A 23,370-nucleotide genomic window follows, 5' to 3' on the forward strand; every position below is an offset into this window, starting at 1 on the left:
GCGTCAGCTCCTGGGTGCCTGGAGGAGAAGTTCAACCTTCAAGACGCAATCTAGTCCCCCGAGTTGTCCCGTGCCGCCGGGCCTCCCGATTCCGGCACCGCGCCCGCGGGCGCCCAGCCGCCGACGTACGGCGCGAGGCGCGCGGCGAGGAACGGGTCGCCGCTTCCGGCCAGTTGGTCGGAAGCGATCTTGCGGGCGATACCGGCGAGGAAATCGGCGATCTGCACGCGCGCGTCGTCCCGGGAGTCGACCAGCCGCAGCCCGGCGAGGGCGATCCCGTCGCGCCGGGCGCCCTGGACGATCGCCGCGATCCGGCCCGGTGTCAGCGCGTTCTGCCGGTCGTGGACCAGCGTCACCGGCACCCCGTCGGCGCTCCAGTGGGCGGCCGTGCGCCGGATCGCGGGAAAGAGGGGGTTCAGGACCGGGAACAGGGGAGGGGTGGCCTCGACGCCCTCCCGGTAGCGTCCGCGCGGGGGCGGGCCGCGGACAGCCGGCGCAGGGTGCGGGCCGCTTCGGTGCCCGGATGCGCCTGCGCGAGCGTGTCGACCGTGCGGAAGAAGTCATTGCCGGCCGTGAGCGGATCGCCGTTCGGGCGGACGCGCAGCAGGCGGTTCGCCGCGCGCAGGAACTCCCGCCGGCCCGGCTCGCCGAAGGCGCCGGGCCCCCGCCGGTACAGCGGGCGGGCCTCCGCCACGTCCCCGAGGAGCAGCTCGACGGTCCGCTCCACCACGAAGTACGCCTTCTCCGTCAGCCGCACATGGGCGTGCCCGTGGATCGGGCCCGCCGCGTCCAGCAGCCACTCCAGCACCGCCCGGTGCTTCTCCCGCAGCAGGTGGCCCGCCTTGTACTCCTCGGCGGGCGAACGGATCCGGAGCCGGATCTCGCGCACGCACTCCGCCGCCACGTCCACCGGCAGCGCCACGCTCGCGTGCGCGAACACCTCGGTGTTGCCGCCGGTCAGGTTCTCCCCGTCCGATCCCGACTCGTCACAGGCGACCTCCCGGCGGCGCGCCGCCGCCCCGTCCGTCTCCGCCGCCCCGTTCCGGCTCACCGCGCCGCCCCCTATCTTGTGCCCCATGACCAGCTTCCCGCACGACACCACCGGCGAACCGGAACCGCTGCGCGCCCTCGACCTGGAGCGGCTGCGCCGTCGTACGAGCATGAAGTGGCGCACCTACCCCGAGGACGTCCTCCCGATGTGGGTGGCCGAGATGGACGTCCCGCTCGCCCCGCCCGTCGTCCGCGCCCTCACCGAGGCGCTCGCCCTCGGCGACACCGGGTACCCGGCCGGCACCGCCTATGCCGAGGCCCTCGCCGGGTTCGCCGCCCGGCGCTGGCACTGGGACGGGATCGCGGTGGAGCGGACGGCGCTCGTTCCGGACGTGATGCTCGGAGTGGTCGAAATGCTCCGACTGGTCACCGGACCGGGCGATCCGGTGATCGTCAACCCACCGGTGTACCCGCCGTTCTTCGCCTTCGTCGCCCATATGGACCGCCACGTCGTGGAGGCCCCGCTCGGCGCGGATCTGCGGATCGACCCGGCGGCGCTGGAGGCGGCCTTCCGGCGGGCCACGGCGGGCGGCGGGCGCGCCGCCTATCTGCTGTGCAGCCCGCACAATCCCACCGGCACCGTGCACACCGCCGCCGAGCTGACGGCCGTCGCCGAACTGGCCGAACGGCACGGGGTGCGGGTCGTGGCGGACGAGATCCACGCCCCGCTCACCGCCCCGGGCGTCCCCTTCGTGCCCTACCTCAGCGTGCCCGCCGCCGCTCGCGGCCTGTCCCTGATGTCGGCCTCCAAGGGCTGGAACCTCGCGGGCCTCAAGGCCGCGCTCGCCCTGGCCGGGCCCGGGGCCGCCGCCGACCTCGCGCGGCTGCCCGAGGAGGTGGGCCACGGCGCCAGCCACCTCGCCGTCCTCGCGCACACCGCCGCGCTGCGCGAGGCCACCGGCTGGCTCGACGCCCTGCTCACCGGGATCCAGGCCAACCGCCGCCTGCTCACCGCCCTGCTCGCCGAACACCTGCCAGGGGTCCACGCCCACCCCGCCGAGGCCACCTACCTGGCCTGGCTCGACTGCCGCGCCCTCGGCCTCGGCGACGACCCCGCCCAGGTCTTCCTGGACCGCGGCCGCGTCGCCCTCTCCGCCGGCCTCCCCTTCGGCACCGGCGGCGCGGGCCGCGTGCGCCTCAACCTCGCGACCCCGCCGGAGATCCTCACCGAGGGAGTGCGCCGCATGGCCGCCGCCCTGAAGTGACCGAACCCGTAGACTCCCTGTCATGGACGACGAAGCGCGCCTGGCCCGGCTCGCCGCCGGAAAGTACCTGCTGGTCACGAGCTACCGCAGGAACGGCACCCCCGTCGCCACCCCGGTATGGGTGGTCCGGGACGGCGCGAGCCTCGGCGTGTGGACGGCCGCCGACAGCTTCAAGGTCAAACGCATCCGCAACCGCGCCGGCGTCCTCGTCGGCCCCTGCGATCTGCGCGGCAACCCCACCGGCGACCAGACCCCCGCCACCGCCGAGATCGCCGACCCCGCCACCACCGCCCGCTACCGCACCCTGATCGCCCGCAAGTACGGTCTCCTCGGCCGCCTCACCCTGCTGGGCAGCCGTCTGCGCCGCGGTGTGGACGGCACGGTCGGCATCCGGGTGACCCTCGGCGACTGACGGCCGAGGGTTCACCCGGAACTACCCGTCGGTTACGGCACGTTCACCACCGACCCCGCCAACTCCAGGCCGTCCGGCAGCGGTTTGCCCGTCATGTCGTCCAGTTGGCGGAAGCGGACCGACTCCTCGGGCTCGGCCACGCGGTCCTTGACGATGGGCAGGGTGACGTCCGTGCTGGTGTGGCCCGGGGGAATGTCGATCCAGAGGTAGAGGCCGGTCACCTTGGACAACGGGCGCTCCGGGTCGGGGGATCGACCGGAGATGTCGCGCAGCCAGGAGGCGGGGACGTCCTTCGTGGACAGCTCGGGGCCGGTGGCGGGCGGGGTGACGCCGAAGACGGCGCCCATGTCCACGTCGACCGGTTCGGACAGGGAGACACGCCAGGTGAGGGACTGGCCCTCGGCGACGCGTCCGGCGAGCGGGGTGACCTTCATGGTGGGGGCGGGGTCGTCGTCGTGGACGGTGACGCCGCCCCGGTAGGACCCGACGACCGCGCCGTGGACCGCCTTGACCAGCACGTCGTACGACCGGTCCGGTCCGTAGCGGGTGTTGCCCTCGACCTCGACCGGTACGTCGATGTCATGGCCGCCCGGGTGCACCGTGACCAGCCGCTCCGTGCCGTGGCCCGTGTCCGGGTCGAGGACGTGGACCCGGACCTGGCCGCTGCCGTGGCCCGACACCCGGACCGGGAGGTGGTAGGTGCGCGTGCCCGAGTCGCCCTCGGCGACCGTCAGCCGGCCGAGGTCCACGCGGGGCAGCGCCGCCGCACGGACCTCGGGCGTCCCCGGACGCCAGGCCCACGCGTCGACGAGCCAGGCCCGGCCGGACGACGAACGCGCCGCCAGTTCGAGGGACTTGACCGAGAGCAGATCGAGCCCGGTGCGGGTGGCGGCGGTCAGCGGGACCCGGAACTCGCGGCCCCAGTAGGAGGCGGTCCGCTCGCTGCCGGGCAGCCCGTCGGCGTGGATCCGGCCCAGCGTCGCGCGGTGGCCGGTGGTGTCGGTGAGGGTCACATCGAGTTGCGTGCCACGGGAGTTGGGCGGCACGAACAGCCGTAGCGCCAGGTCCTGGGCGCCGGACAGGGACACCGGCCGCCGCGCCGTCACCCGCGTCCGGGCGCCGGTGCGCGTCCAGTGCAGCGCGATCGCGTGCCGGCCGGACTCCTGGTCGGTCTCCCACTGCGCGAAGTGCGGCGAGTAGCCGTGGGCGTCGCCGCCGAGACAGGTCTTCGCCGGGCTGGGATCCACGGCGGCGCACAGCCTGCCGCCGGCCACGGACACCCCGCCGTCCGGCAGGAAACCGCCGCCGCGGCGCGCCCCCACGGCATGGCTGAGGACCCGCGCCGGGTCCGCCGACGGCGCGCGCTTCCCGGAGCCGTCCAGCAGCGGCCGCACCCGGTCGTCGCCGGCCACGAACAGCCGTGCCGCCGCCGCGACATACACCGCGCCGGCCCGGTGCTGCTGGTCGGCGGTGAGCCGGGTCGCGGCGCGCTTGCCGCACACCGGGTCCGGATGGTCCGGGTCGTCGTAGAAGTCGTCCTCGGACGGCGCCGCCGACCTCCCGGGCGTCCACTCCGAGTTGAAGAAGTTGTGGTCGGCCCCGACGACGTACACGGCGCTGTGCAGCGCGGTGCCCGTGCTGACCGCGCGTGTGCCGTCGACGTACAACTCGCCTTCCAGGTCGGAGACATCGCCGTCGCAGCCGGGCAGGATCGTCATGGACGGCACGTCGGGCACCGGGTTCTGACCGAAGACGGTCGGGCCGATGAGCACCATGCCGCGCACGGTCCAGCGCACCGCGCCGTGATAGCCGTCCTGGTCGGCGGGCGGCGGGTAAAGGCTGTCCAGGGCGGCCCGGTTGACGCCCTCGCCACCCCGGGAGTGCCCGACGAGCAGTACCCGGGACAGGTCGGCACGGGGTGCGTCGCGGACGATCGCCGGCGCGGTGGCGGGGTGCCGGGCCCAGTCGGCCCAGCGGGCCAGGTGGAGCCGGATCAGGGAGGAGCGCGCCTGGGCGCCGCCGTCCTCGGCCGACTCGTCGTCCTGGCCGTTGATCCCGTCGGCCGAGACCGAGACGGTCATGTAGCCCTGGGAGGCGAGGAGCCGCTGGTCGCGCAGATAGCCGCGGTAGCTCGGCACCTGCCGGTAGCCGGTCTTGCAGGGCCAGTCGGCGGTGATGTCGTCGCCCCGGTAGCAGGTGTAGTGGCGGCCGTGCAGGAAGAGCGCGAGCGGCCGTTCGCCGGGCGCGCCGACGGGTGCGACGACCACCGCGCGCATCTCCACCGGTGCCGCGAAACCCGGCAGCCGCACCGACTTCAGGGTGTACTCGCCGGTCTTGGTGCGGTAGGCGCCCGGTTCGCCCGGGTCCACGCCGTTCGCGGGGGGCGGGGACAGGGGAGCGGGTTTGAGCGGTGAGCCGGGTGACGCGGGCGCCGGTCCGGTCGTAGGGCCGTCCAGCCGGCGGCCACCGGACCAGACCTGCGGCCTGTCGAGCCCGTTCCTCCGCGTCGTGTCGAGCGGCAGCCCGAAGGTACGGCCGTCACCCTCCGGCCGCGGCACCCCGAGCAGCCGTCCACCCGCACGGAATTCGACCCGGGCGTCACCCATCGGCACCGGCCGGTCGGACCGCCACTCCAGCCGGGGCGTCGAACCTCCGCCGGTCAGCCGCCAGCCCGGCGGCAGCACCGCTGCGCCGTCCGCGGACGCCCCTGCCGCCGACGGCGGTCGCCCCTGGGCGGCCGCCACTCCTGGAGACGCTCCCGCCACCACGCATAACGCGGCGGCGGTGACCCATATGCGCCGGGCACGGACCACGGTTCCTCCTCGACCCCCGACCTCGGGCGCCCCGGCCGTCCCGGGGCCCCTCGCTCCCGGAGGACGGAACGCCGAGGCTGTGGGTTGCCTGTGAGGGAGAAGCGGTGGATCACCTGCGCGCGGAATCGGACGTACGAGGACCAGGTGTGCGGGGCTTCAGCCGTACGCGGGTGTCAGGTCCAGGCCCGGTACGGCTCGTCCACCAGCTGGAAGACCGGCTCGCCGCGTACCGGGTCCTTGGCGGTCGACAGCCGCACCCGGTCGCCGCTGTGGATGCCGACCGGCGGACCCATGACCCGGCCCCGCACGACGAACCCCTCGGCCATCTCGATCAGCGAGACATTGCGCGCCGCCGGAGTGTTGCGGTGAATGATCGTGGAGTGACGGACGGTGCCGACGCCCTCACTGCGCTCGGTGCGCAGTTCGCTGCCCTGGCACACCGGGCACAGCAGTCGGTGGTACATCGCGGTACCGCACCAGGTGCAGCGCTGGAAGAGGATGGCGTCCCTGGCGTCCGCGGGGACGGGATCGAGTACGCCCGCCGCGGAGCCCGCCGCCGGGTGCGGGGCGATCGCTGAGTGGTGGTACATCCTGGTCAACTCCCTGCACTTGGCCGGAATCCCGCGTGCGCGTCCCTGCACGCGTGCACCCGGCGGCCTGGCCACCGCGCACGCTCGACAGGGTATGGCACCCAGTGTCACTCGTAAAGGTACTCGGTACCCCCAATTTTCCAGAGAGCGTACACGGGTCCAGGGCGCCGGACCTCAGGCGCGATCCAGCGCCGTCTCCAGTTCCTGCACCACCCGCCACAGCGGGGCGTCCCGCCGGGCGACGAGGACCAGCACGTCCTCGGGGCGCGTGCCGTCCCCCTCCTCCGGTGCGGAGCCGGGCCTCGCGGGGGTGCGGCGGCCCGTGCCGGGCGCCGGCTCGTCCTGCTGCCCGAACTCCCGCCGCACGTACTCCAGCGCGTGGTCCACCGCCGCGTCCGCGTCGCCCTTCCCGTCCGAACGCAGCCAGGAGCGCAGGGCGTTGTTGTGCGCGGCGGCCACCGCGGCCGCGAGCACGTCGGCGCGCAGCGTCCCGTCGGGGCGCCCGGCGAACCGGCCGCGCAGGTACTCGGCCATCGCGCGCTCGTAGCGCCACACCACCGACAGCTCGTACGCCCGCAGGCCCGGCACCTTGCGGGTGAGGCGGTAGCGCTGCACGGAGAAGGCCGGGTTCTCCGCGTACATGCGCAGCACCATGCGGACCGCGTCGCACACCCGCCGCACCGGCTCGTGCTCCTCGCCGCCCGCGGCGAGGAAGGCGGTCATCTCGGCGAGGCAGCGCTCGTGGTCGGGGAAGACCACGCCCTCCTTGGAGGGGAAGTAGCGGAAGAAGGAACGCCGTCCGACCCCGGCCAGGGCAACGATGTCGTCCACCGTGGTCTGCTCGTAGCCGCGTTCGAGAAAGAGCCGGAAGGCCGCCTCGACCAAGGCGTCCCGCATCGGCGGTTTTGCGGCCGGCGCCGCGCTGCTGGAGCTCATGAACGGGAACGTAGCACCCGGACCCTGATTGTGACACTCAGTGCAGTAACAGCGGCGAAGTGAGGGAACTGAGTGCTGCATGTACCCCGGGCCGGGCGGCTCCGGAGGGCCCGCCGGAACCTCTGGACCCGCCGGGCCTTCCGGACTCTCCGGGCTCTCCGGGCCCTCCGGTCAGGAGTCCAGCCAGTCGGTGATCTCCCCGGTGTGCTCGCCGAGGCGGGGCGGGCGGCGGTCGTACCGGGGTGGGGTGCGGGAGAGGGAGATCGGATTGGCGACGAGATCCAGCGTGGACCCGTCGTCCCCGTCCACCGACACCCGGGGAGCCAGGCCGAGCCGGTCGGCGAGGGCGAAGGCCTGGGCGAGGTCGTTCACCGGCCCGCAGGGGACCCCGAGGGGCGTAAGGTGCTCGAACCACTCGGCGGCGGTACGGGCGGCGAGCAGCTCGCCCAGCCTCTCCGCCAGCGCGTCGACACGGGCCACCCGGTCGGCGTTGGTGGCGAAGCGCGCGTCGTCGGCCAGTTCGGGCGCGCCGAGGCCGCGGCAGAGCGCCGCGAACTGGCGGTCGTTGCCGACGGCGATCACCAGCGGCTGGTCCTTGGCCCGGTACACCTCGTACGGGGCGATGGACGGGTGCCGGTTGCCCATGATGCCCGGCACCCGGCCGGCCAGCGTGTATCCGGCGGACTGGTTGACCAGGCTCGACAGCAGGGTCGTCAGCAGATCGACCTCGATGCGCTGCCCCTCCCCGGTCGCGTCCCGGTGCCGCAGCGCGGCGAGCACACCGATCGTGGCGTGCAGCCCGGTGAGCACGTCCACCAGCGCCACCCCGGTCTTCACCGGCTCCCCGGGCGCGGCCCCGGTGACGCTCATCAGCCCGCCCACGGCCTGGATCAGCAGGTCGTACCCGGGCAGCGCGGCCCCCGGCCCGGACCCGAAGCCGGTGATCGAGCAGTACACGATGCCCGGGTTCGCGGCGCGTACCTCGTCGTATCCGAGCCCGTACTTCCGCAGCGTCCCCGGCCGGAAGTTCTCGAACAACACGTCGGCGCGGCGGGCCAGTTCGACGGCACGGCGCCGGTCGGCCGGCTCGCGCAGATCGAGGGCGACCGAGCGCTTGTTGCGGTTGACGGACAGGAAATAGGTGGCCTCGCCGTGCGCGTGCGGCGGTCCCCAGGCGCGGGTGTCGTCACCGCCCGCCGGATGCTCGACCTTGATCACGTCGGCGCCCAGGTCGGCGAGGAGCATCGTCGCGTACGGCGCGGCGAGCACCCGTCCGAAGTCGGCGACGAGAACGCCGCTCAGCGGCAGCGGGTCCGTGGCGGTCATGACGTCGTCCCTCCGGAGGTGAGCGGGCACCCGGTGCCGGCGCGGTCCCGTTCCCCGCCCGGCCGTCCCGCGGCCGCGCTGTCGCCCGGCCGTCCCGCGACCGCGCTGTCGCCCGGCCACCCCGCGACCGCGCTGTCGCCCGGCCGTGTCCGACCGACGTCGACCGACTCACCACCGCCCCCGGGTCGCCACTTCCCCACGACGAGGCGGTGCCGGCCCCGGTGCCCCCGGACCGCTCCGCCCCGCCCCGCGCCCCTGCCTGCGATGGCCCGCAATTCGCCACTCCTTTCGGCACGCCCCGCACGCCGTGGTGTCCCGAGCTGCGGTGGCCTGGCTGAGGCCGCCATTGTGGGGGCGGCCGGCCCGGTGCGCACTGGACGAAATGGCCTGGTACCGGGGGGCGGGACGCGCCGATCTGTCGATGGCGCCGCGCCCGCGCACTCCTGCGGGAGAGCGTGACGAGCCCGCACCCCGGGCGATCGGATGAACGCCCACCGGTCAGGCGTAACCTTTCTGCGCCTGGCCTCGCCGCCACGCCCTTCGCAGTGCCGCCCAAGGAGACCCCGTATGCCCGTCGCCCGCCCCCGCGTCCTCTACGTCACCGACCTGGCGTACCAGGCTCGCGGGCGCCGGTACTGCGACGAGGACATCTTCCTCACCGCCCGGCTGCGCGCCCATTTCGATCTCGCCCTGTGCCATCCGCTGGACGCGGCGGCGCTGATGGACGGTCACGACGCGGTCGTCGTCCGCAACAGCGGCCCCGTGCTCGGCTACCAGCAGGCGTACGACGCCTTCCGCGCACGCGCGCTGGAACGCGGGAGCCGGGTGTACAACCCGGTCACCGGCAAGGCGGACATGGCCGGCAAGCAGTACCTCCTCGACCTGACCGCCGCCGGGTACCCGGTGATCCCGACCGTCGACCGGGTCGAGGACCTGCACCGGCTGCCGTCCGCGCACCGCTACGTGGTCAAGCCCCGGCTCGGCGCGGACTCCCTGGGCCTCCGCATCGTCCCCGCCACCCGCGTCGACGCGCACGCCGGGGACGACGTCCTGATACAGCCGCATGTCGACTTCGACTACGAGGTGTCCTTCTACTTCGTGGACGACGACTTCCAGTACGCCCTGTACGCCCCCGACCCGCGCCGTCGCTGGGAGCTGAAGCCGTACGCGGCGACCGCCGCCGACCTGGAGTTCGCCCGCCGCTTCATCGACTGGAACGACCTCGGCCACGGCATCCAGCGCGTCGACGCCTGCCGCGCCCCCGACGGCGGCCTGCTGCTGGTCGAACTGGAGGACCTCAACCCCTATCTGTCGCTGGAGGCCCTGCCGGAGGCGGACAGGGACGCCTTCGTCGGCGCGTTCACGGCGTCCCTGAGCCGGTTCGTGCGGGAGGCGGCCGACGCGGTCTGACGTGATCGGCCGGGTGGCCCCGGCCGTGCCGGTGGGGCCGCTGAGGGCCGGTGTGAGCGACCCGTGCGGTGAGGGTGAGTTCGGCCGGTGGGGCGATTCGGGAGCGGCGCGCGGGGAACGCCGGAGCGGTGAACGACCGGTGGACGCGACGATGGGCACGCGACACCACCGGTGCGCCGGTACCCGGAGCGGTGGCGAGGAGAGCGGAGCGGCATGACGCGGGCGGAGGACGGCTTCCTGGGGCGGCTCGACCCCGACATGTGCGTGGTCACGGCCGCGGCCGGGGGTGAGCGGGCGGGCTGCCTCGTCGGCTTCGCCTCGCAGTGCTCCATCCAGCCGCCCCGGTTCGCCGTGTGGCTGTCCAAGGCCAACCACACCTACCGCGTCGCCCGCGCCGCGCACTGCCTCGCCGTCCACCTGCTCACCCGCGACCAGCACGCCCTCGCGGAACGCTTCGGCGGCGAGACCGGAGACGACACCGACAAGTTCGCGGGTCTCGACTGCGCGCAGGGGCCCGGCGGCGCGGTCGTCCTTCCGGACGCGGCGGCCTGGTTCGTCGGCGAGATCCTGCACCGCGTCGACGGCGGCGACCATGTCGGCTTCGTGCTCGACCCCCTGGACTGGGGCGAGGGACGGGCCGGCGACCTGCTGCGGCTGTCCGACGCCGTCGGCATCGAGGCCGGTCACCCCGTGGACTGACCCGGGCCGTCCGGGCCGACACCCAGGGCGGCTACTCGTCCCGGCCGGCCGCCCTCCCCGTCTCGGCGGTCTTCGCCGCCGGCTCCGCCGCCTCGGCCGCCTCGGCCGCGTCCACCGGCTCCTCCGTACGATCCTCCGCCCGCGCCGGCATCCGGACGTCCACCACACACACGTCGTCCCGCCGCTCGTCCGCCAGCATCGCGGCGAGCAGCGCGTCCAGGGAGCCGGAACCCTTCGCGCCATGGACGCGCACCGCCTCAGCGAGCCGGTCGAGACCCGCGTCCAAGCCCTCGGCGGGGCGTTCGACCAGGCCGTCGGTGTACAGCAGCAGCCGGTCCCCGGGTTCCAGGCGCAGCTCCGCCGACTCGTAGTACGGGTTCGCGCTGGCACCGAGCAGCATGCCGCCGGGGCGGTCGAGGTAGCGCACCTCGCCCTCGCGTACCAGCAACGGCGGGAGGTGCCCGGCCTGGGCCCAGGCCAGCAGCTGGCTGTCCGGGTCGTAGCGGGCCATGATCATGGTCGCCGTCATCTGGCTGTCCCGGGAGTGCAGCAGCAGTTGGTTGAGCCGTGCCAGGGCGACCGTGAGCGAGGTGCCGGTGCTGACCATCCCCTTGGCGGTGAACCGCAGTTGGGCCATGGTGGCCACCGCGTCGATGCCGTGCCCGGCCACGTCGCCGACCACGAACAGCGCGTCGTAGTCGGGCAGTTCGATGGCGCTGAACCAGTCGCCGCCGACGTGGATGCCGGACTGCGCGGGCAGATAGGCGACCTCGACGCGCAGCCCGGCCAGCCGTACCGGCTTGCTGGGCAGGGGCAGCAGGGCGTGCTGGAGCCGGGCGGCGAGCGCCCGTTCGGCCTGGAGGACCCCGCGCTGGAGCAGCATGGTGCGCTCGCTCTTGACCAGCGCGAGTTCCGCGCTGCGCTGCGCGGTGAGGTCCTGCACGAAGCCGTGCACCTCGGCCGGGGTGCCGTCCGGATCGCAGAGGGCCTCGGCGACCATCCGCAGATGCCGTACGCCTTCGGGCCCCTCGACGCGGAACGGCACGTCGAAGGGCCGGCCCTCGCGCACGAGTCCGGTGATCGCGGCGGCCAGCGGTTCCGCGTCCTGCGGCAGCGCCAGTTCCGGCAGCTTCTCCAGTTCCAGCGGCCCCTGTCCGGCGCCGCGCCCCAGAACGGTGCAGGCCTGCGCGGACCAGGAGATCTGCCCGGTGACCAGATTCCAGTTCGCCCAGCCGAGGTTGCCGAGCCGCTGCACGTCGGCCAGGCGCTGCTCCTGCCGGTCCAGGGGGTCGAGCCGCAGCCAGGACACCAGCAGGCCCCCGCCCAGCGGGGCGGCCCGCACCGAGAAGGTGCCGGTCAGGGCCGGCCCGTCGGACACCTCCTGATAGGCGAAGGGCTCGCTCTCGAACGGCACCCCGGTCTCCAGGGTCTCCAGATAGCCCCGCCACAGCGGCTCGCCCGCGACCGACGGGTAGCTTTCCAGGATGCGCCGGCCGACCATGTCCCGGCCGGTGCGGCCGGACACGTCGACCGCCTGCGGGGTGGCCGCGTCGATCCGGTAGTCCTCCACCTCACCGGCGGCGGTGCGCAGCGGCGTCAGCAGCATCGCGGCCCCCGGCAGCGCGTCGAACACCGCCTGCACGGTCCGGGCGACGCCGAGTTCGCCGGGCGCCTCCCGCACGGTGTCGAAGGCGCGCAGCCGTCCCGCGCACAACCGGGCGGCGGCGACGATCAGCTGGTGCTCGCGCGGCGCGAACGGCCCGCCGCACCGGCGCATCACCCCCAGGGCGTGCCGGGCGGTTCCCCCGACGGGCACGGGCAGCCAGACCTGGCTCCGCCACCGCTCGGCCGGGTCACCGAGCAGCAGGTGGCGGGTGCGGTCGGCCGCCAGGTCCTCCAGCCACAGGGGTTCGCCCGCCGCCAGGGCCTCCAACGCGGGCACCCTGTCCAGCGGGGGCACATGCCGCCACTGGGCGGCGAGGTGCGCGTCGATCCCGGCATGGCCGACCAGTTCGAGACCGCCCTCGGCCCGCCGCTCGTACAGGAGTACAGCGTCGGCCCGCACCTCCGGCGCCAGGTGGTCCAGGAGCCGCCCGGCCAGCTCGTGCGGCGAGCCGACCCGGAGCAGGTCCCGGCCTGTCTGCGCCAGTACGTCCGCCATCTCCGGGGCACCGGCGGGCGGGGTCGCGCGCGGGGCGGGTGCCGGGGGCGCGGGAGGCGGCTGTTCCTGGGGCGGCGGGAGGGAGCCCAGCGTCAGCCAGCACTGTTCGATCAGGGTGCGCCCGTTGTCCTCGGCGCGGCGGCGCAGTTCCTCGTGGGCGGCGTCGGGGGCGCATCCGGTGACCGCCATCAGGACACCCTTGGCCCGCTCGATGACCGCCGTCGTCGCGGCGAGGTCGCGCAGCTGCTCCAGCTCGGCGCGCTGACGGGCCACGACCTTGGCCAGCGCCGCGCTGTCGGCGCCCGTTCCGGGGTCGTCCATCGGGGGCACGGACTCGCTCGTCACGCGTTGAGCATCGCACATTCGGGGGCGTTCGATCACTCGTCCGTGGTGACCGAGGCCCTGCGGCCCTCGGCCCGCCCTTCCCGGTGGCCCACCCGTGGGCCTGCGACGACCCGGGCGCCATGCGCCTCAGCGGCGCCCCAGGGCGGTGCTGACCGCGCGGACGCTGCGGGCGATGTGCTGGAGCTGGAGCACCTCGGCGGCGTACATCTTGATCGTGTGTTCGATGACCGATTCGGGCAGTCCGAGCGTCGGCAGTTCCGCCCGCGCGGTCTGGAGCGCGGTGCGGGCGACCCGGATCTCCTGGTCGACCTGGATCTGGGCGTGCCGGGCGAGCAGGACGGGGTGCCGGATCAGGGCCGGGTAGCTGGCGTAGCGGGCGGGGATCAGCTCGCGCAGCCACTTGGCGGCCGAGCGCTCCCAGTCGTACGAGCCCGGGGTCTTGACCTGGCAGGGCCAGTCGGGGCTGATGCGCGTGCTGGTCAGTTGCATGGTCACTTCCGGTCTGCGGCGTCGTGAGGGTGGTCCGACGAGATACGGGCGGCCCCGGTCTAGGGGATGACCGGGGCCGCCCCCGGTGCGGCACAGGGGCGCCGCACCACCGGACACCCCGGGCGCCGATATGGGTAGGGGTCGGCGTTGGAGGGTGCCCGCGCGGGCGATCCGCCAGCAGAGTATTTATATATACCGAGCAGTTTGCAAGGCGTATGAAAACATTCATGCGCGATATGGGGTGAAAGATCCACCTAGGGGCGATCGGTGACCGCAAGATCTTCACGGGTGTGAGGACGCCGCCGCAGGACCGGCGGTCGTTCCGGGGCGGGGGAAGAGAGGGACTCAGTCCCTGACGAAGAACTGGTGCTGCTCCGACACCTGCTCGTACTTCTCCAGGCGCGCCTGCGTCCGCTCCGGATCCGCGTCGGTCATCGCCTGGAGCAGCGCCGCCGCCATCACGCCCGGCGCGGCATAGGAGTCGAAGACCAGCCGGGAGCCGGTGCCGGTGGCGAAGGTGACGTCCGCCTCGTCGGCCACCGGGCCGAGCGCGAGGTCGGTGATCAGGGCAACCTTCAGACCGGCGCGGTGCGCCACCCGGACCGCTTGCAGGGTCTCGTGCGAGTGCCGGGGCATGGCGAACGCCAGCACCCAGCTGCCGCCGGCCTCGCGGGACTGGAGCAGCGCGTCGTAGGCCACGCTGCCGCCCCGCGTCACCAGCCGCACATCGGGGTGGATGCGACGCGCCGCGTACCCGAAGTACTCGGCCAGCGACTCCGAGATGCGCAGGCCCAGCACGGTCAGCGGGGTGGAGCGGGACAGCTCGCGGCCGATGTGGATCACCCGGTCGGGGTCGGCGAAGTCGCGCCGCAGGTTCTCCAGGTTCGCGATCTCCGCGTCCACGGCCGCCTGCAACTCATTCGCCCGGTTCGGCTCGCCGGGCCCGCCGGCCAGGGTCTTCAGGGCGATCGACTGGAGCCGCTCGCGCAGCGCCGGATAGCCGCTGAAGCCGACCGCGCCGGCGAAGCGGGTCACCGAGGGCTGGCTCACCCCGACCCGGTCCGCCAGTTCGGTGATCGACAGGAACGCGGCCTCGGTGATGTGCTCGATCAGGTACTGGGCGATCCGGCGCTGCCCCGGCGACAGACGGGGGCCGTCGAACAGCTCCCTGAGCTGGGAGGTCGGGGCCGCCTCGACCTCCGGCGCGGTCTTGCCCGAGGTGATCGCTGATGCCTGTGCGCGGGCCTGCTGCGGCGAGGGCACCGGTCCGTCTCCTTTGTCTCCCACGAGCACTCAACATAGCTCACCCAAGGCCGTGACCAGCGGGTTGACCAGCAATCGAGCGAACCGGAACACAACGGGAGCCCCGGGGCGAACGGCGCCGCTAACCGGCCGCGCGATCCGGCGACGGCAGCGCGCCGACCGGAACCAGCAGGTCCGCCCGGTCCCGTGTCGTCGCCACCAGCTCGGCATTGCGCTGGTCCGTGCCCAGCACCCAGGCGCGCGCCGCCGCCCGCTCCTTGCCGAACTCCTCGTGCCGCGCGACCAGTCGGCGGATCCGCTCCTCCTCGGGGATCTCGCAGTACCACACCTCGTCCAGGCATGGCTTCACCCGCGCCCACGAACCCTCCTCCAGGAGAAGGTAGTTGCCCTCGGTCACCACCAGCCGCGCACCCGGCGGCACCGGGATCGCACCGGCCAGCGGCTGCTCCAGGACGCGCTCGAACCCGGGCGCGTACACGACCTCCTCGGTGTCGTCGCGCAGCCGCCGCAGCAGCGCCGCGTACCCGGCCGCGTCGAAGGTGTCCGGCGCGCCCTTGCGGTCCCGGCGGCCCAACCGGTCGAGTTCGGCGTCGGCCAGGTGGAAGCCGTCCATGGGGACGTGGGCGACCCACGCGGGCCCGTCGGCGTTCAGGGCGCGCACCAACTGCTCGGCCAGCGTGGACTTGCCCGCCCCGGGGCCGCCCGCGAGGCCGAGCAGGGCACGCCGGCCTCCTCGGGGCAGTGCGCGGGCGCGCGCCAGGAGGTCGTCGAAGGTCAGGGGCGCAGGGGGGAAGGTCGGCGGCACACCGCAGAGTGTGTCACCCCGGAAGCCGGAAAACCTGTGGCGCGGGACACCCACTGGAGCGCCGCTCACGGGGAACAGTCCTCGGTATGACTCTGCTCGGTCTGCCCGACGACATCCAGGCATGCCTCTTCGATCTCGACGGCGTCGTCACCAGGACGGCCGTGGTGCACGCGGCCGCGTGGAAGGAGACGTTCGACGCGTTCCTGCGCGCCCACGAGGGCCCAGGGGCACGGCCGTTCGACGCGGTCGCCGACTACGACGAGTACGTCGACGGCCGCCCGCGCGCCGACGGTGTGCGCGCCTTCCTCGACTCGCGCGGCATCCATCTGCCGGAGGGCACCCCGGGCGACCCGCCGGAAGCCCCGACCGTCAACGGCCTCGGCAACCGGAAGAACGAACTGCTCCTGGAGAGGATCCGCACCGGCGGCGTCGAGGCGTACGAGGGCACCCTGCGCTACCTGGAGGCGGTCCGGGCCGAGGGGCTGCGCACCGCGATCGTCTCCTCCAGCGCCAACTGCCGTGACGTGCTGCGGGCCGTGGGCGCCGAGCACTTCTTCGACGTACGGATCGACGGCGTGGTGGCCGCCGAGCGGAGGCTGCCGGGCAAGCCGCACCCCGACACCTTCCTCGCCGCCGCCCACGACCTCGGCGTCGAACCGTCCCGGGCCGCCGTGTTCGAGGACGCCCTGGCCGGCATGGACGCGGGCCGCGCGGGCGGCTTCGGGTACGTCGTCGGCCTCGACCGGGTCGGCCAGAGCGACGCCCTGTACGCGCACGGCGCGAGCGTCGTCGTCAAGGACCTCGCCGAGCTGGGGGGCAAGCGGTGATCACCCAGGGGTCGTACGCCGTCGAGCCGTGGGCCGTCCGCGAGACCGTCCTCGACCTCGACGTCCTCGCCCAGAGCGAGTCCGTGTTCGCGCTGTCCAACGGCCACGTCGGCTGGCGCGGCAACCTCGACGAGGGCGAACCGCACGGACTGCCCGGCAGCTACCTCAACGGTGTGCACGAGGTGCACCCGCTGCCCTACGCGGAGGCCGGGTACGGCTATCCGGAGTCGGGCCAGACCGTCATCAACGTCACCAACGGCAAAGTGCTGCGCCTCCTCGTGGACGACGAGCCGTTCGACCTGCGCTACGGCCGCCTCACCGCCCACGAGCGGGTCCTCGACCTGCGTCGCGGGGTGCTGGAGCGCACCTGCGAGTGGACCTCCCCGGCCGGCTCCACGGTCCGGGTGCGCTCCACCCGGCTCGTCTCGCTCACCCAGCGCGCCGTGGCCGCCGTGGCGTACGAGGTGGAGGCCGTCGACGCCCGCAGCCGGGTGGTGATCCAGTCCGAGCTGGTCGCCAACGAGAGCCTGCCGGACTCCGACGGCGACCCGCGCGCCGCGAGGGCGCTCCGGTCGCCCCTGGAGCAGGAGGACCACCTCGCCTCGGGCAACCGGCTGCGCCTGGTGCACCGGACCCGGCGCAGCGGCCTGCGGGTCGCGGTCGCCGCCGACCATGTCGTCAGCGGACCCGGACGCACCACCGCCCGCAGCGAGAGCGGCACCGACCTGGCCCGGCTGACCGTCACCTCCGTCCTGGAGCCCGGTCAGACGCTGCGGGTGGAGAAGCTGGTCGCCCACGGCTGGTCCGCCTCCCGCTCCCTGCCCGCGATGGCCGACCAGGTCGACGCCGCGCTCGCGGCCGCCGCCCACGACGGCTGGCCCGGCCTGCTCGCCGACCAGCGGGCCTGCCTGGACGATTTCTGGGCGCGCGCCGACGTCGAGGTCACCGGCGACGAGGAGATCCAACAGGCCGTACGGTTCGCCCTGTTCCACGTCCTCCAGGCCGGGGCCCGTGCCGAGCGGCGCGCGATACCCGCGAAGGGCCTGACCGGTTCCGGCTACGACGGGCACGCCTTCTGGGACACCGAGATGTTCGTGCTGCCGGTGCTCACCCACACTGCGCCCGCGGCCGTCGCCGAGGCGCTGCGCTGGCGGTACAACACCCTGGACGAGGCCCGTGAACGCGCGGCCCAACTGGGGCTCGCCGGGGCCGCGTTCCCCTGGCGGACCATCGCCGGACCGGAGGGCTCGGCGTACTGGCCGGCCGGCACCGCCGCCTTCCATGTGAACGCCGGCATCGCCGATGCCGTCGTCCGCTACGTCGAGGCCACCGGCGACACCGCCTTCGAACGTGAGGCCGGGGTCGAACTGCTCGTGGAGACCGCCCGGTTGTGGCGCTCGCTCGGCCACCACGACGTGCACGGCGTGTTCCATCTCGACGGTGTCACCGGCCCCGACGAGTACAGCGCGGTCGCCGACGACAACACCTACACGAACCTGATGGCTCGTCAGAATCTGCTGGCCGCCGCCGATGCCGTCGAACGCCATCCGCGCGTGGCCGAGCGGCTGGGCGTGGACGAGGAGGAGGGCGCGGCCTGGCGGGACGCGGCCTCGGCGATGCACGTGCCGTACAACGCCGCACTCGGCGTCCACGAACAGCACTCCGGCTTCACCCGCTACCAGCGCTGGGACTTCGAGGGCACCCGGCCCGACCAGTACCCGCTGCTGCTGCACTTCCCGTACTTCGACCTCTACCGCAAACAGGTCGTCAAACAGGCCGATTTGGTGCTCGCCCTGTACACCTGCGACGGCTACTTCGCCGAGCGGTACGACGAGGAGCAGATCGCCCGGGACTTCGCCTACTACGAGCCGCTGACCGTGCGCGACTCCTCCCTGTCCGCCTGCTGCCAGGCCGTCGTCGCCGCCCGGACCGGTCATCTCGACCTCGCCTACGACTACACGGCCGAGGCGGCCCTGATGGATCTGCACGACCTGGAGCACAACACCCGCGACGGGCTGCACATCGCCTCGCTCGCCGGTACCTGGATGGCCCTGGTGGCGGGCTTCGGCGGGATGCGCCGCGACGGCGAACGGCTGCGCTTCGCCCCCCGGTTGCCCGAACGGCTCGCCCGGCTCGCCTTCCACGTGGAGTTCCGGGGGCGGCGGCTGCGGGTGGAGATCGGCGCGGACAAGACGACGTACGCGCTGCTGGACGGGCCCGCGCTGACCCTGCGGCACCACGGCGAGCCCGTGACGGTGACCCTGGCCGAGCCGGCCGTGCGCGCCGTACCGCCGGCCGCGCGCCGGCCGGCGCCGGAGCAGCCGCGGCACCGTGCGCCGAACGGGGCCTCGTAAGGGACCCGCCCGTTCAGTGCAGCGTGCCCGTCAGCAGCCCGAAGAGGTCGCCCGTGGCATCGGCCGCCAGCAGCGGCGGCAGGGTGCTCAGGGCGAGGACGGCCAGCGCGGCGGACCGCAGGCTCGGCGGCGGTCCGGCCTGGAGGGCGGTGATGCGGCGGGTGACGGCACGGTCGCCGAAGCGCAGCGCGTGGTCCGGGCGGACCGGCCCCGCGGTGAGCGCGGCCCGTGCCAGCGCGCGGGCGGCGGTACGACGGTCGCCGACCGCGGCCGCCGCCTGCTCGTCGGCCCACCGCTCCACCAGGTAGACGACGGCCGAACGCACCGGCCACAGCAGCGGGTCGGCCGCCGCCGCGAGCGTGGCCGCCGTCACCAGCAGACCGTGCCGATGGGCGAGATGGGCCCGCTCGTGCGCGAGCAGCACCCGCCGCTCGTCGGGTCGGAGCGCGCCGAGCATCGCCGAGGTGACCAGGATCCGGCCCGGCCGCCCGGGGATCGCGAACGCCCGCGGCACCGTCGAGGACGCGACGATCAACTCCGTGTCCGCGGGGTGCCCGGCGCACAGCCGCCGCAGCGCCCGGCGTGTGCGCCGCTCGTCGCGTACGGCCCGGTGCACCCGCACCGCGACGACCACCAGCGCCAGACACGCGGCGAGCGCGATCTCCTCCGGCACCGGAGCGGCCGGTGTCCGCCCGTTCTCCCGGGCCTCGCGCACCACCGGCGGGGCGTCCCCGAGCAGCACGGCGCCGAGCAGCACCAGCGACCACGTGGTGGCCCCGGCGGTCAGCACGGCGGCCGCGGCCAGCACCCGCGCGGCCGCCGCCGGTGCGACGTACCGGCCGGTCAACGGGCCCGCCACGGCGAGCAGCAGCGACACCGCCAGCGGGGTGTACACATCGAATCTCATGCGCGAGACCTCGTGTTTCGGACGTCGTGCGCGGAACCTCATGGCCCGATCCTCAGGTGCCGGACCTCAGGTGCCGGGTCTCATGCACGTACCTGATGAGCGTGCCCTGATGAGCGCGCCCTCATGAACGCGCCCTCATGACCCGGCCCTCACGCGTCGCCCTCCGCGAGCAGCGCGCGCAGCGCCTGCTCCTCCTCGCGGCTCAGGCCGGTCACGAACTGCTGGAGCGCGGCGATCGGGTCCGGGCCCCGGTCCAGGGCCTGGTGCATGGCCTCGGCGGTCAGTTGGGCCGCGTTCTTCGCCGGACGGTAGGCACCGCGCCGCCCGTCCGCGTCACGCAGCACCAGCCCCTTGTCGTACAGCCGTTTGAGGATGGTGTGCACCGTGTTGTACGCGAGACCGCCGCCGATGCCGGCCTGGATCTCCGCCGGGGTGAGCGGCCGGTCGGTGGCCCAGAGGGCGGCCAGCACCTCGCTCTCCAGCTCCCCGGCGCTGCGCCGTTCCACCCTGCCCCGGGACCCTGTGCCAGCCATGGGCCAACCTTACAGCGCGTAGTGGCGGGGGCCGATGGCCGTCCCGCCTCCACCGGACACCCCGGGGAGCGGGCGGGTTCGCCCGCGATCCGGGCCGACTCTGTGATGGGGTGGTGGTGTTTTCCGGTAATGCCCCGTACGGGGCGAAGGGGGAATGATGACCGGCAGCGCCGACGCCGCACCCGCCCGGACGCGGGCCGCACGCTTCTGGCACCTGTCCGACGGCGGCCGGGGCCCGCGGCCCGCGGTCCCGCTCGCGGCCGTCGCCGCCGCCTTCACTCTGGCCCAACTGCTCCTGGTCCGGCCCGGCATGGGCCTCGGCTGGGACGAGGCGGTGTACGTCAGCCAGGTCGGCGCGGGCGCCCCCGCGTCCTATTTCAGCGCGCCGAGGGCCCGCGGCATCTCCCTGCTCGTCGCGCCCGTCGCCGCGTGGTCGTCCTCGACGGTCCTGCTGCGCTGTTACCTCGCCGTCCTGTCCGGCCTCGCCCTGTACCTGGCGCTGCGCACCTGGCGCGGCCTGTTCCCGCCGCGCGTCCTCACCCTCGCCGCCGCCCTCTTCGCCTCCCTGTGGGTGACCCTCTTCTACGGCCTCCAGGCCATGCCCAACTACTGGGTCGCGGTGGGGGCGTTGGCGGTGGTGGGCTCATATCTGCGCGCGGGCGCACCGCCCGCGGACCGGGCCGCGCTGACGGGTCTCGCCGCCGGGGCCGCGCTGATGGGCTGGATGCGCCCCATGGACGCGGTCTGGGTCGTCCTGCCCCTGCTCGCGGTCGGTCTGCTGCGCCGGCACCGGAGGCGGTCGGCGGCGCTGCTCGCCGGCCTCGCGGCCGGGGTGGCCGAGTGGGTGATCGAGGCCTACGTGCGCTACGGCGGCCTGCTGCACCGGCTCGCCGAGGGCTCGGCGATCCAGGGCGGACTGGGCTGGCACCTCGCCGTCGTCGACCAGGTGCGCAGCCTCGGCGGGCGCACCCTGTGCCGGCCGTGCACCGGCGCGCTGCCCGCCCCGCTCCTCACCGTCTGGTGGTTCGTGCTGCCCGTCCTCGCCGCGCTCGCCCTGTACTTCGCGGTCCGCGCCGGACGGACGACGGCCACGGCGCTGCCGCTCGCGTGCGCGGCGTCGGCCGCCTTCCCGTACCTGTTCCTGATCGGCTACGCGGCGCCCCGCTTCCTGCTGCCCGCCTACGCCCTGCTCGCGGTCCCCGTCGCCGCCGCGCTGCTCCGGCTGGTCACCGTCACCCCCCGGCGCCGGCGCCCGGTGGTCGCCGCCGCGCTGTGCCTGGGACTCGTCGTCCATCTCGCCGCCCAGGTGACGGTCCTGGTGCACGTGGCGCACGGCACCACCGCGGGACACCGCGCCTGGTCGCGCACCGCCGAGACCCTGCACCGGCTGGGCGTCCGCGCCCCCTGCCTGGTCACCGGCGACGACGCCCTGCCCATCGCCTTCTACGCCGGCTGCTCCTCGGCCGCGACGTCCGGCCCCAACGCCGACACCACCGCGGACGCCATCGCGCGCACCGCCCGGCGCATCCCGGTGGCCACCCTCGTGCCGGCCGGTGCGCGACCGCCCGCGTACGCCCGTGACTGGCCCTGGGTTCCGGCCGAAAGCCGACGGCTGTACTACACGTTGGGGCGCGGGGAGTTTCCGGTTCGGCCGGGTCAGGTAGGAGACGGGTGACACCGCGTGCGTACGGAGGGGAAGCAGATGACGGGGAACGACACCGCTGGGCTGCCGGACGAGGCGTTCTTCACGCCGGGAAGCTCGTCCTTCGCCGAGTTCCTGGCGGCGCACCGGCCCCGCCTGCTGCCCACCGCGGCACCGCTGCCCCCCGGCACGAGCGCGGGCCCCGACCGCTTCCCGCACGGCACCACGGTGCTCGCGCTCACCTACGGCGACGGCGTGCTGCTCGCCGGGGACCGCCGGGCCACCATGGGCAACCTGATCGCCCAGCGGGACCTGGAGAAGGTCCATCCCGCCGACGACCACACGGCCGTCGCCTTCGCCGGCACCGTCGGACTCGCCCTCGAAATGGTGCGGCTCTACCAGGTCGAGCTGGCCCACTTCGAGAAGATCGAGGGCATCCCGATGACCCTGCGCGGGAAGGCGACCCGCCTCGCGACGATGATCCGGCAGAACCTCGCCCAGGCCATGCAGGGCCTCGTGGTCGTGCCACTGCTCGCGGGGTACGACGTCGGCGCGCCCACGGGCGAGGGCGGCCGCATCTTCGCCTTCGACGCGGCCGGCGGGCTGTACGAGAAGCGGGAGTTCCACGCCGAGGGCTCCGGTTCGCCGTACGCCCGCGGCGCCCTCAAGAAGCTCTACCGGCCCGGCCTGACCCGCCGCGAGGCCGCCCTCGCCGCGCTGCACGCACTGTACGACGCCGCCGACGACGACTCGGCGACCGGCGGGCCCGACCTCAACCGCCGTATCTTCCCGATCGTCTCGTTCATCACCGAGGACGGCTTCGAACGGATGCCGGAGGCCGAGACCGAGGAGCTGGCCCGGGAGATGGTGCGCATGCGCGACGAGCGCCCGGACGGCCCGCACGTCGCGCCCTGACCCCGACCGCGCGTGGGGCGAGCGGCAACGAACCCGCGGCGGCCGAATGGACCTTGGCCGACGGCACCCCCGAAGCCCTTCAGCGCTGGTAGACGCCGGTCAGGCGGGCGCGGGCGAGGACGGGGGCGGGGACGGCGGGCAGCAGGGCGAGGGGGCGGGCCCGGTCCGGTCGCGGGGTGTCCACCGGGGCGGCGAGGGCGAACAGCCGGAAGGTGTAGCGGTGCGGCCCGTGGCCCTCGACGCGGGCGGGGCCGTGGTGGCCGCGGTCGATGGCGGACCGCAGCGGCCGTACGCCGGGGCCCGGCTGCCGGGCGCCGAGCGCGCCCGGGTCGAGATGCCCGGCAGCCGTGTCGATCAGCGCGAGGCAGCGCACGGCCGGCCTGGCCGGGGGAGCGTCGATGTCCTCGTCCACCAGCAGGAGTTGCGCGGTGCCGGACGGCGGCGGGGGCCGGGCCAGGTGCGGGGACAGGCCGTCGCGGTCCGGCCGAGCTTCGGGAAGACGCGTTCGGCGCTGTGCCGGTGGGCCCCGGCGTCCGGATCGGACATGGCGCCGGTGGCCGGCGCGACGGGGTGGCCGTGGTCGGAGGCCGAGCGCGCGGTCGACTCGACGTCCGAACCGGTCGAGACGCCGGTGAGCACCACCTGGGTGACGCTCAAACCGCGCAGCGGACTTGTAAAGCCGCCTCGG

At 74.3% G+C, this 23,370-nt stretch carries 20 protein-coding genes and 1 pseudogene; 8 read left to right on the top strand and 13 right to left on the bottom strand.

The genetic code is table 11. The annotated features are described in order from the left end of the window. Positions 1–50: 50 nt before the first annotated feature. Positions 51–1,078, bottom strand: a pseudogene (locus ACWDD7_RS17105) (hypothetical protein). On the opposite strand from ACWDD7_RS17105, the gene ACWDD7_RS17110 reads away from it, so the two are divergent. Together ACWDD7_RS17110 and ACWDD7_RS17115 are read left to right on the top strand one after the other, a co-directional pair. After that, positions 1,077–2,255 (top strand): MalY/PatB family protein, encoded by a 1,179-nt coding sequence (locus tag ACWDD7_RS17110; RefSeq protein ID WP_450457887.1) that lies wholly within the window; start codon positions 1,077–1,079, stop codon positions 2,253–2,255. The pseudogene ACWDD7_RS17105 and the gene ACWDD7_RS17110 overlap by 2 nt on opposite strands. Positions 2,256–2,277: 22 nt before the next feature. Next, a complete protein-coding gene (locus ACWDD7_RS17115; RefSeq protein WP_392213397.1) occupies positions 2,278–2,667 on the top strand; it encodes a PPOX class F420-dependent oxidoreductase in 390 nt (129 codons plus the stop codon). Positions 2,668–2,699: 32 nt separating this feature from the next. Here the strand turns inward: ACWDD7_RS17115 and ACWDD7_RS17120 are convergent, their stop codons facing one another. The 4 genes from ACWDD7_RS17120 to ACWDD7_RS17135 form a co-directional block, all read right to left on the bottom strand. Beyond that, positions 2,700–5,480 carry a hypothetical protein gene (locus ACWDD7_RS17120; RefSeq protein WP_450457888.1) on the bottom strand — a complete coding sequence of 927 codons (2,781 nt, stop codon included), beginning with the start codon at positions 5,478–5,480 and terminating at the stop codon, positions 2,700–2,702. Between the two features lie 173 nt (positions 5,481–5,653). Continuing rightward, the gene (locus ACWDD7_RS17125; RefSeq protein WP_351868057.1) at positions 5,654–6,070 is read right to left on the bottom strand and encodes a Zn-ribbon domain-containing OB-fold protein; all 417 of its coding nucleotides are present in this window, start codon (positions 6,068–6,070) and stop codon (positions 5,654–5,656) included. Between the two features lie 174 nt (positions 6,071–6,244). After that, positions 6,245–7,006: a TetR family transcriptional regulator gene (locus ACWDD7_RS17130; RefSeq protein ID WP_351868060.1), complete on the bottom strand. Its 762-nt coding sequence runs from the start codon at positions 7,004–7,006 to the stop codon at positions 6,245–6,247. A gap of 171 nt (positions 7,007–7,177) precedes the next feature. Then, complete coding sequence (locus ACWDD7_RS17135) at positions 7,178–8,332, bottom strand: CaiB/BaiF CoA transferase family protein (protein ID WP_450457889.1); 1,155 nt, start codon at positions 8,330–8,332, stop codon at positions 7,178–7,180. Between the two features lie 567 nt (positions 8,333–8,899). On the opposite strand from ACWDD7_RS17135, the gene ACWDD7_RS17140 reads away from it, so the two are divergent. Continuing rightward, on the top strand, positions 8,900–9,742 hold the full coding sequence (locus ACWDD7_RS17140) for a hypothetical protein (RefSeq protein WP_450457890.1): 843 nt from the start codon (positions 8,900–8,902) through the stop codon (positions 9,740–9,742). A gap of 213 nt (positions 9,743–9,955) precedes the next feature. Continuing rightward, positions 9,956–10,441 (top strand): flavin reductase family protein, encoded by a 486-nt coding sequence (locus tag ACWDD7_RS17145; RefSeq protein WP_351868068.1) that lies wholly within the window; start codon positions 9,956–9,958, stop codon positions 10,439–10,441. 31 nt (positions 10,442–10,472) lie between these two features. Here ACWDD7_RS17145 and ACWDD7_RS17150 read toward each other — a convergent pair whose 3' ends face one another. The 4 genes from ACWDD7_RS17150 to ACWDD7_RS17165 form a co-directional block, all read right to left on the bottom strand. After that, the gene (locus ACWDD7_RS17150; protein WP_450457906.1) at positions 10,473–12,923 is read right to left on the bottom strand and encodes a SpoIIE family protein phosphatase; all 2,451 of its coding nucleotides are present in this window, start codon (positions 12,921–12,923) and stop codon (positions 10,473–10,475) included. Positions 12,924–13,073: 150 nt separating this feature from the next. Then, on the bottom strand, positions 13,074–13,436 hold the full coding sequence (locus ACWDD7_RS17155; RefSeq protein WP_392213387.1) for a hypothetical protein: 363 nt from the start codon (positions 13,434–13,436) through the stop codon (positions 13,074–13,076). A gap of 345 nt (positions 13,437–13,781) precedes the next feature. After that, the gene (locus ACWDD7_RS17160) at positions 13,782–14,699 is read right to left on the bottom strand and encodes a MurR/RpiR family transcriptional regulator (protein WP_450457891.1); all 918 of its coding nucleotides are present in this window, start codon (positions 14,697–14,699) and stop codon (positions 13,782–13,784) included. A gap of 121 nt (positions 14,700–14,820) precedes the next feature. Continuing rightward, a complete protein-coding gene (locus tag ACWDD7_RS17165) occupies positions 14,821–15,504 on the bottom strand; it encodes a nucleoside/nucleotide kinase family protein (protein ID WP_450457892.1) in 684 nt (227 codons plus the stop codon). Between the two features lie 86 nt (positions 15,505–15,590). Here ACWDD7_RS17165 and ACWDD7_RS17170 point away from each other — a divergent pair, with 86 nt between their 5' ends. Then, positions 15,591–16,331, top strand: coding sequence for a beta-phosphoglucomutase family hydrolase (locus ACWDD7_RS17170; RefSeq protein ID WP_450457893.1), 741 nt, complete (start codon positions 15,591–15,593; stop codon positions 16,329–16,331). Next, a complete protein-coding gene (locus tag ACWDD7_RS17175; RefSeq protein ID WP_450457894.1) occupies positions 16,328–18,685 on the top strand; it encodes a glycoside hydrolase family 65 protein in 2,358 nt (785 codons plus the stop codon). The genes ACWDD7_RS17170 and ACWDD7_RS17175 overlap by 4 nt, the downstream gene beginning before the upstream one ends. Before the next feature lie 13 nt (positions 18,686–18,698). On the opposite strand, the gene ACWDD7_RS17180 is transcribed toward ACWDD7_RS17175, so the two are convergent. Continuing rightward, positions 18,699–19,592, bottom strand: coding sequence for a M48 family metalloprotease (locus ACWDD7_RS17180; protein WP_351868083.1), 894 nt, complete (start codon positions 19,590–19,592; stop codon positions 18,699–18,701). Positions 19,593–19,741: 149 nt separating this feature from the next. Continuing rightward, on the bottom strand, positions 19,742–20,125 hold the full coding sequence (locus ACWDD7_RS17185; RefSeq protein WP_392213379.1) for a BlaI/MecI/CopY family transcriptional regulator: 384 nt from the start codon (positions 20,123–20,125) through the stop codon (positions 19,742–19,744). 157 nt (positions 20,126–20,282) lie between these two features. On the opposite strand from ACWDD7_RS17185, the gene ACWDD7_RS17190 reads away from it, so the two are divergent. Then, positions 20,283–21,800 (top strand): hypothetical protein, encoded by a 1,518-nt coding sequence (locus ACWDD7_RS17190; protein ID WP_450457907.1) that lies wholly within the window; start codon positions 20,283–20,285, stop codon positions 21,798–21,800. 27 nt (positions 21,801–21,827) lie between these two features. Beyond that, positions 21,828–22,682, top strand: a complete 855-nt coding sequence (gene prcB, locus ACWDD7_RS17195) for a proteasome subunit beta (protein ID WP_351868089.1) — start codon at positions 21,828–21,830, stop codon at positions 22,680–22,682. A gap of 79 nt (positions 22,683–22,761) precedes the next feature. Here prcB and ACWDD7_RS17200 read toward each other — a convergent pair whose 3' ends face one another. Next, positions 22,762–23,151, bottom strand: coding sequence for a hypothetical protein (locus ACWDD7_RS17200; protein ID WP_450457908.1), 390 nt, complete (start codon positions 23,149–23,151; stop codon positions 22,762–22,764). After that, positions 23,037–23,339: an isochorismatase family protein gene (locus ACWDD7_RS17205; protein ID WP_450457896.1), complete on the bottom strand. Its 303-nt coding sequence runs from the start codon at positions 23,337–23,339 to the stop codon at positions 23,037–23,039. The genes ACWDD7_RS17200 and ACWDD7_RS17205 overlap by 115 nt, the downstream gene beginning before the upstream one ends. Positions 23,340–23,370 lie beyond the last annotated feature (31 nt).

This window comes from Streptomyces sp. NPDC001056 (assembly GCF_053598955.1).

Coding starts and splice junctions, on each gene's coding strand:
- ACWDD7_RS17135 (WP_450457889.1), bottom strand. CDS start 8,332: ATGACCGCCACGGACCCGCTGCCGCTGAGCGGCGTTCTCGTCGCCGAC.
- ACWDD7_RS17125 (WP_351868057.1), bottom strand. CDS start 6,070: ATGTACCACCACTCAGCGATCGCCCCGCACCCGGCGGCGGGCTCCGCG.
- ACWDD7_RS17185 (WP_392213379.1), bottom strand. CDS start 20,125: ATGGCTGGCACAGGGTCCCGGGGCAGGGTGGAACGGCGCAGCGCCGGG.
- ACWDD7_RS17145 (WP_351868068.1), top strand. CDS start 9,956: ATGACGCGGGCGGAGGACGGCTTCCTGGGGCGGCTCGACCCCGACATG.
- prcB (WP_351868089.1), top strand. CDS start 21,828: ATGACGGGGAACGACACCGCTGGGCTGCCGGACGAGGCGTTCTTCACG.
- ACWDD7_RS17110 (WP_450457887.1), top strand. CDS start 1,077: ATGACCAGCTTCCCGCACGACACCACCGGCGAACCGGAACCGCTGCGC.
- ACWDD7_RS17150 (WP_450457906.1), bottom strand. CDS start 12,923: ATGGACGACCCCGGAACGGGCGCCGACAGCGCGGCGCTGGCCAAGGTC.
- ACWDD7_RS17180 (WP_351868083.1), bottom strand. CDS start 19,592: ATGAGATTCGATGTGTACACCCCGCTGGCGGTGTCGCTGCTGCTCGCC.
- ACWDD7_RS17190 (WP_450457907.1), top strand. CDS start 20,283: ATGACCGGCAGCGCCGACGCCGCACCCGCCCGGACGCGGGCCGCACGC.
- ACWDD7_RS17155 (WP_392213387.1), bottom strand. CDS start 13,436: ATGCAACTGACCAGCACGCGCATCAGCCCCGACTGGCCCTGCCAGGTC.
- ACWDD7_RS17140 (WP_450457890.1), top strand. CDS start 8,900: ATGCCCGTCGCCCGCCCCCGCGTCCTCTACGTCACCGACCTGGCGTAC.
- ACWDD7_RS17170 (WP_450457893.1), top strand. CDS start 15,591: ATGACTCTGCTCGGTCTGCCCGACGACATCCAGGCATGCCTCTTCGAT.
- ACWDD7_RS17115 (WP_392213397.1), top strand. CDS start 2,278: ATGGACGACGAAGCGCGCCTGGCCCGGCTCGCCGCCGGAAAGTACCTG.
- ACWDD7_RS17130 (WP_351868060.1), bottom strand. CDS start 7,006: ATGAGCTCCAGCAGCGCGGCGCCGGCCGCAAAACCGCCGATGCGGGAC.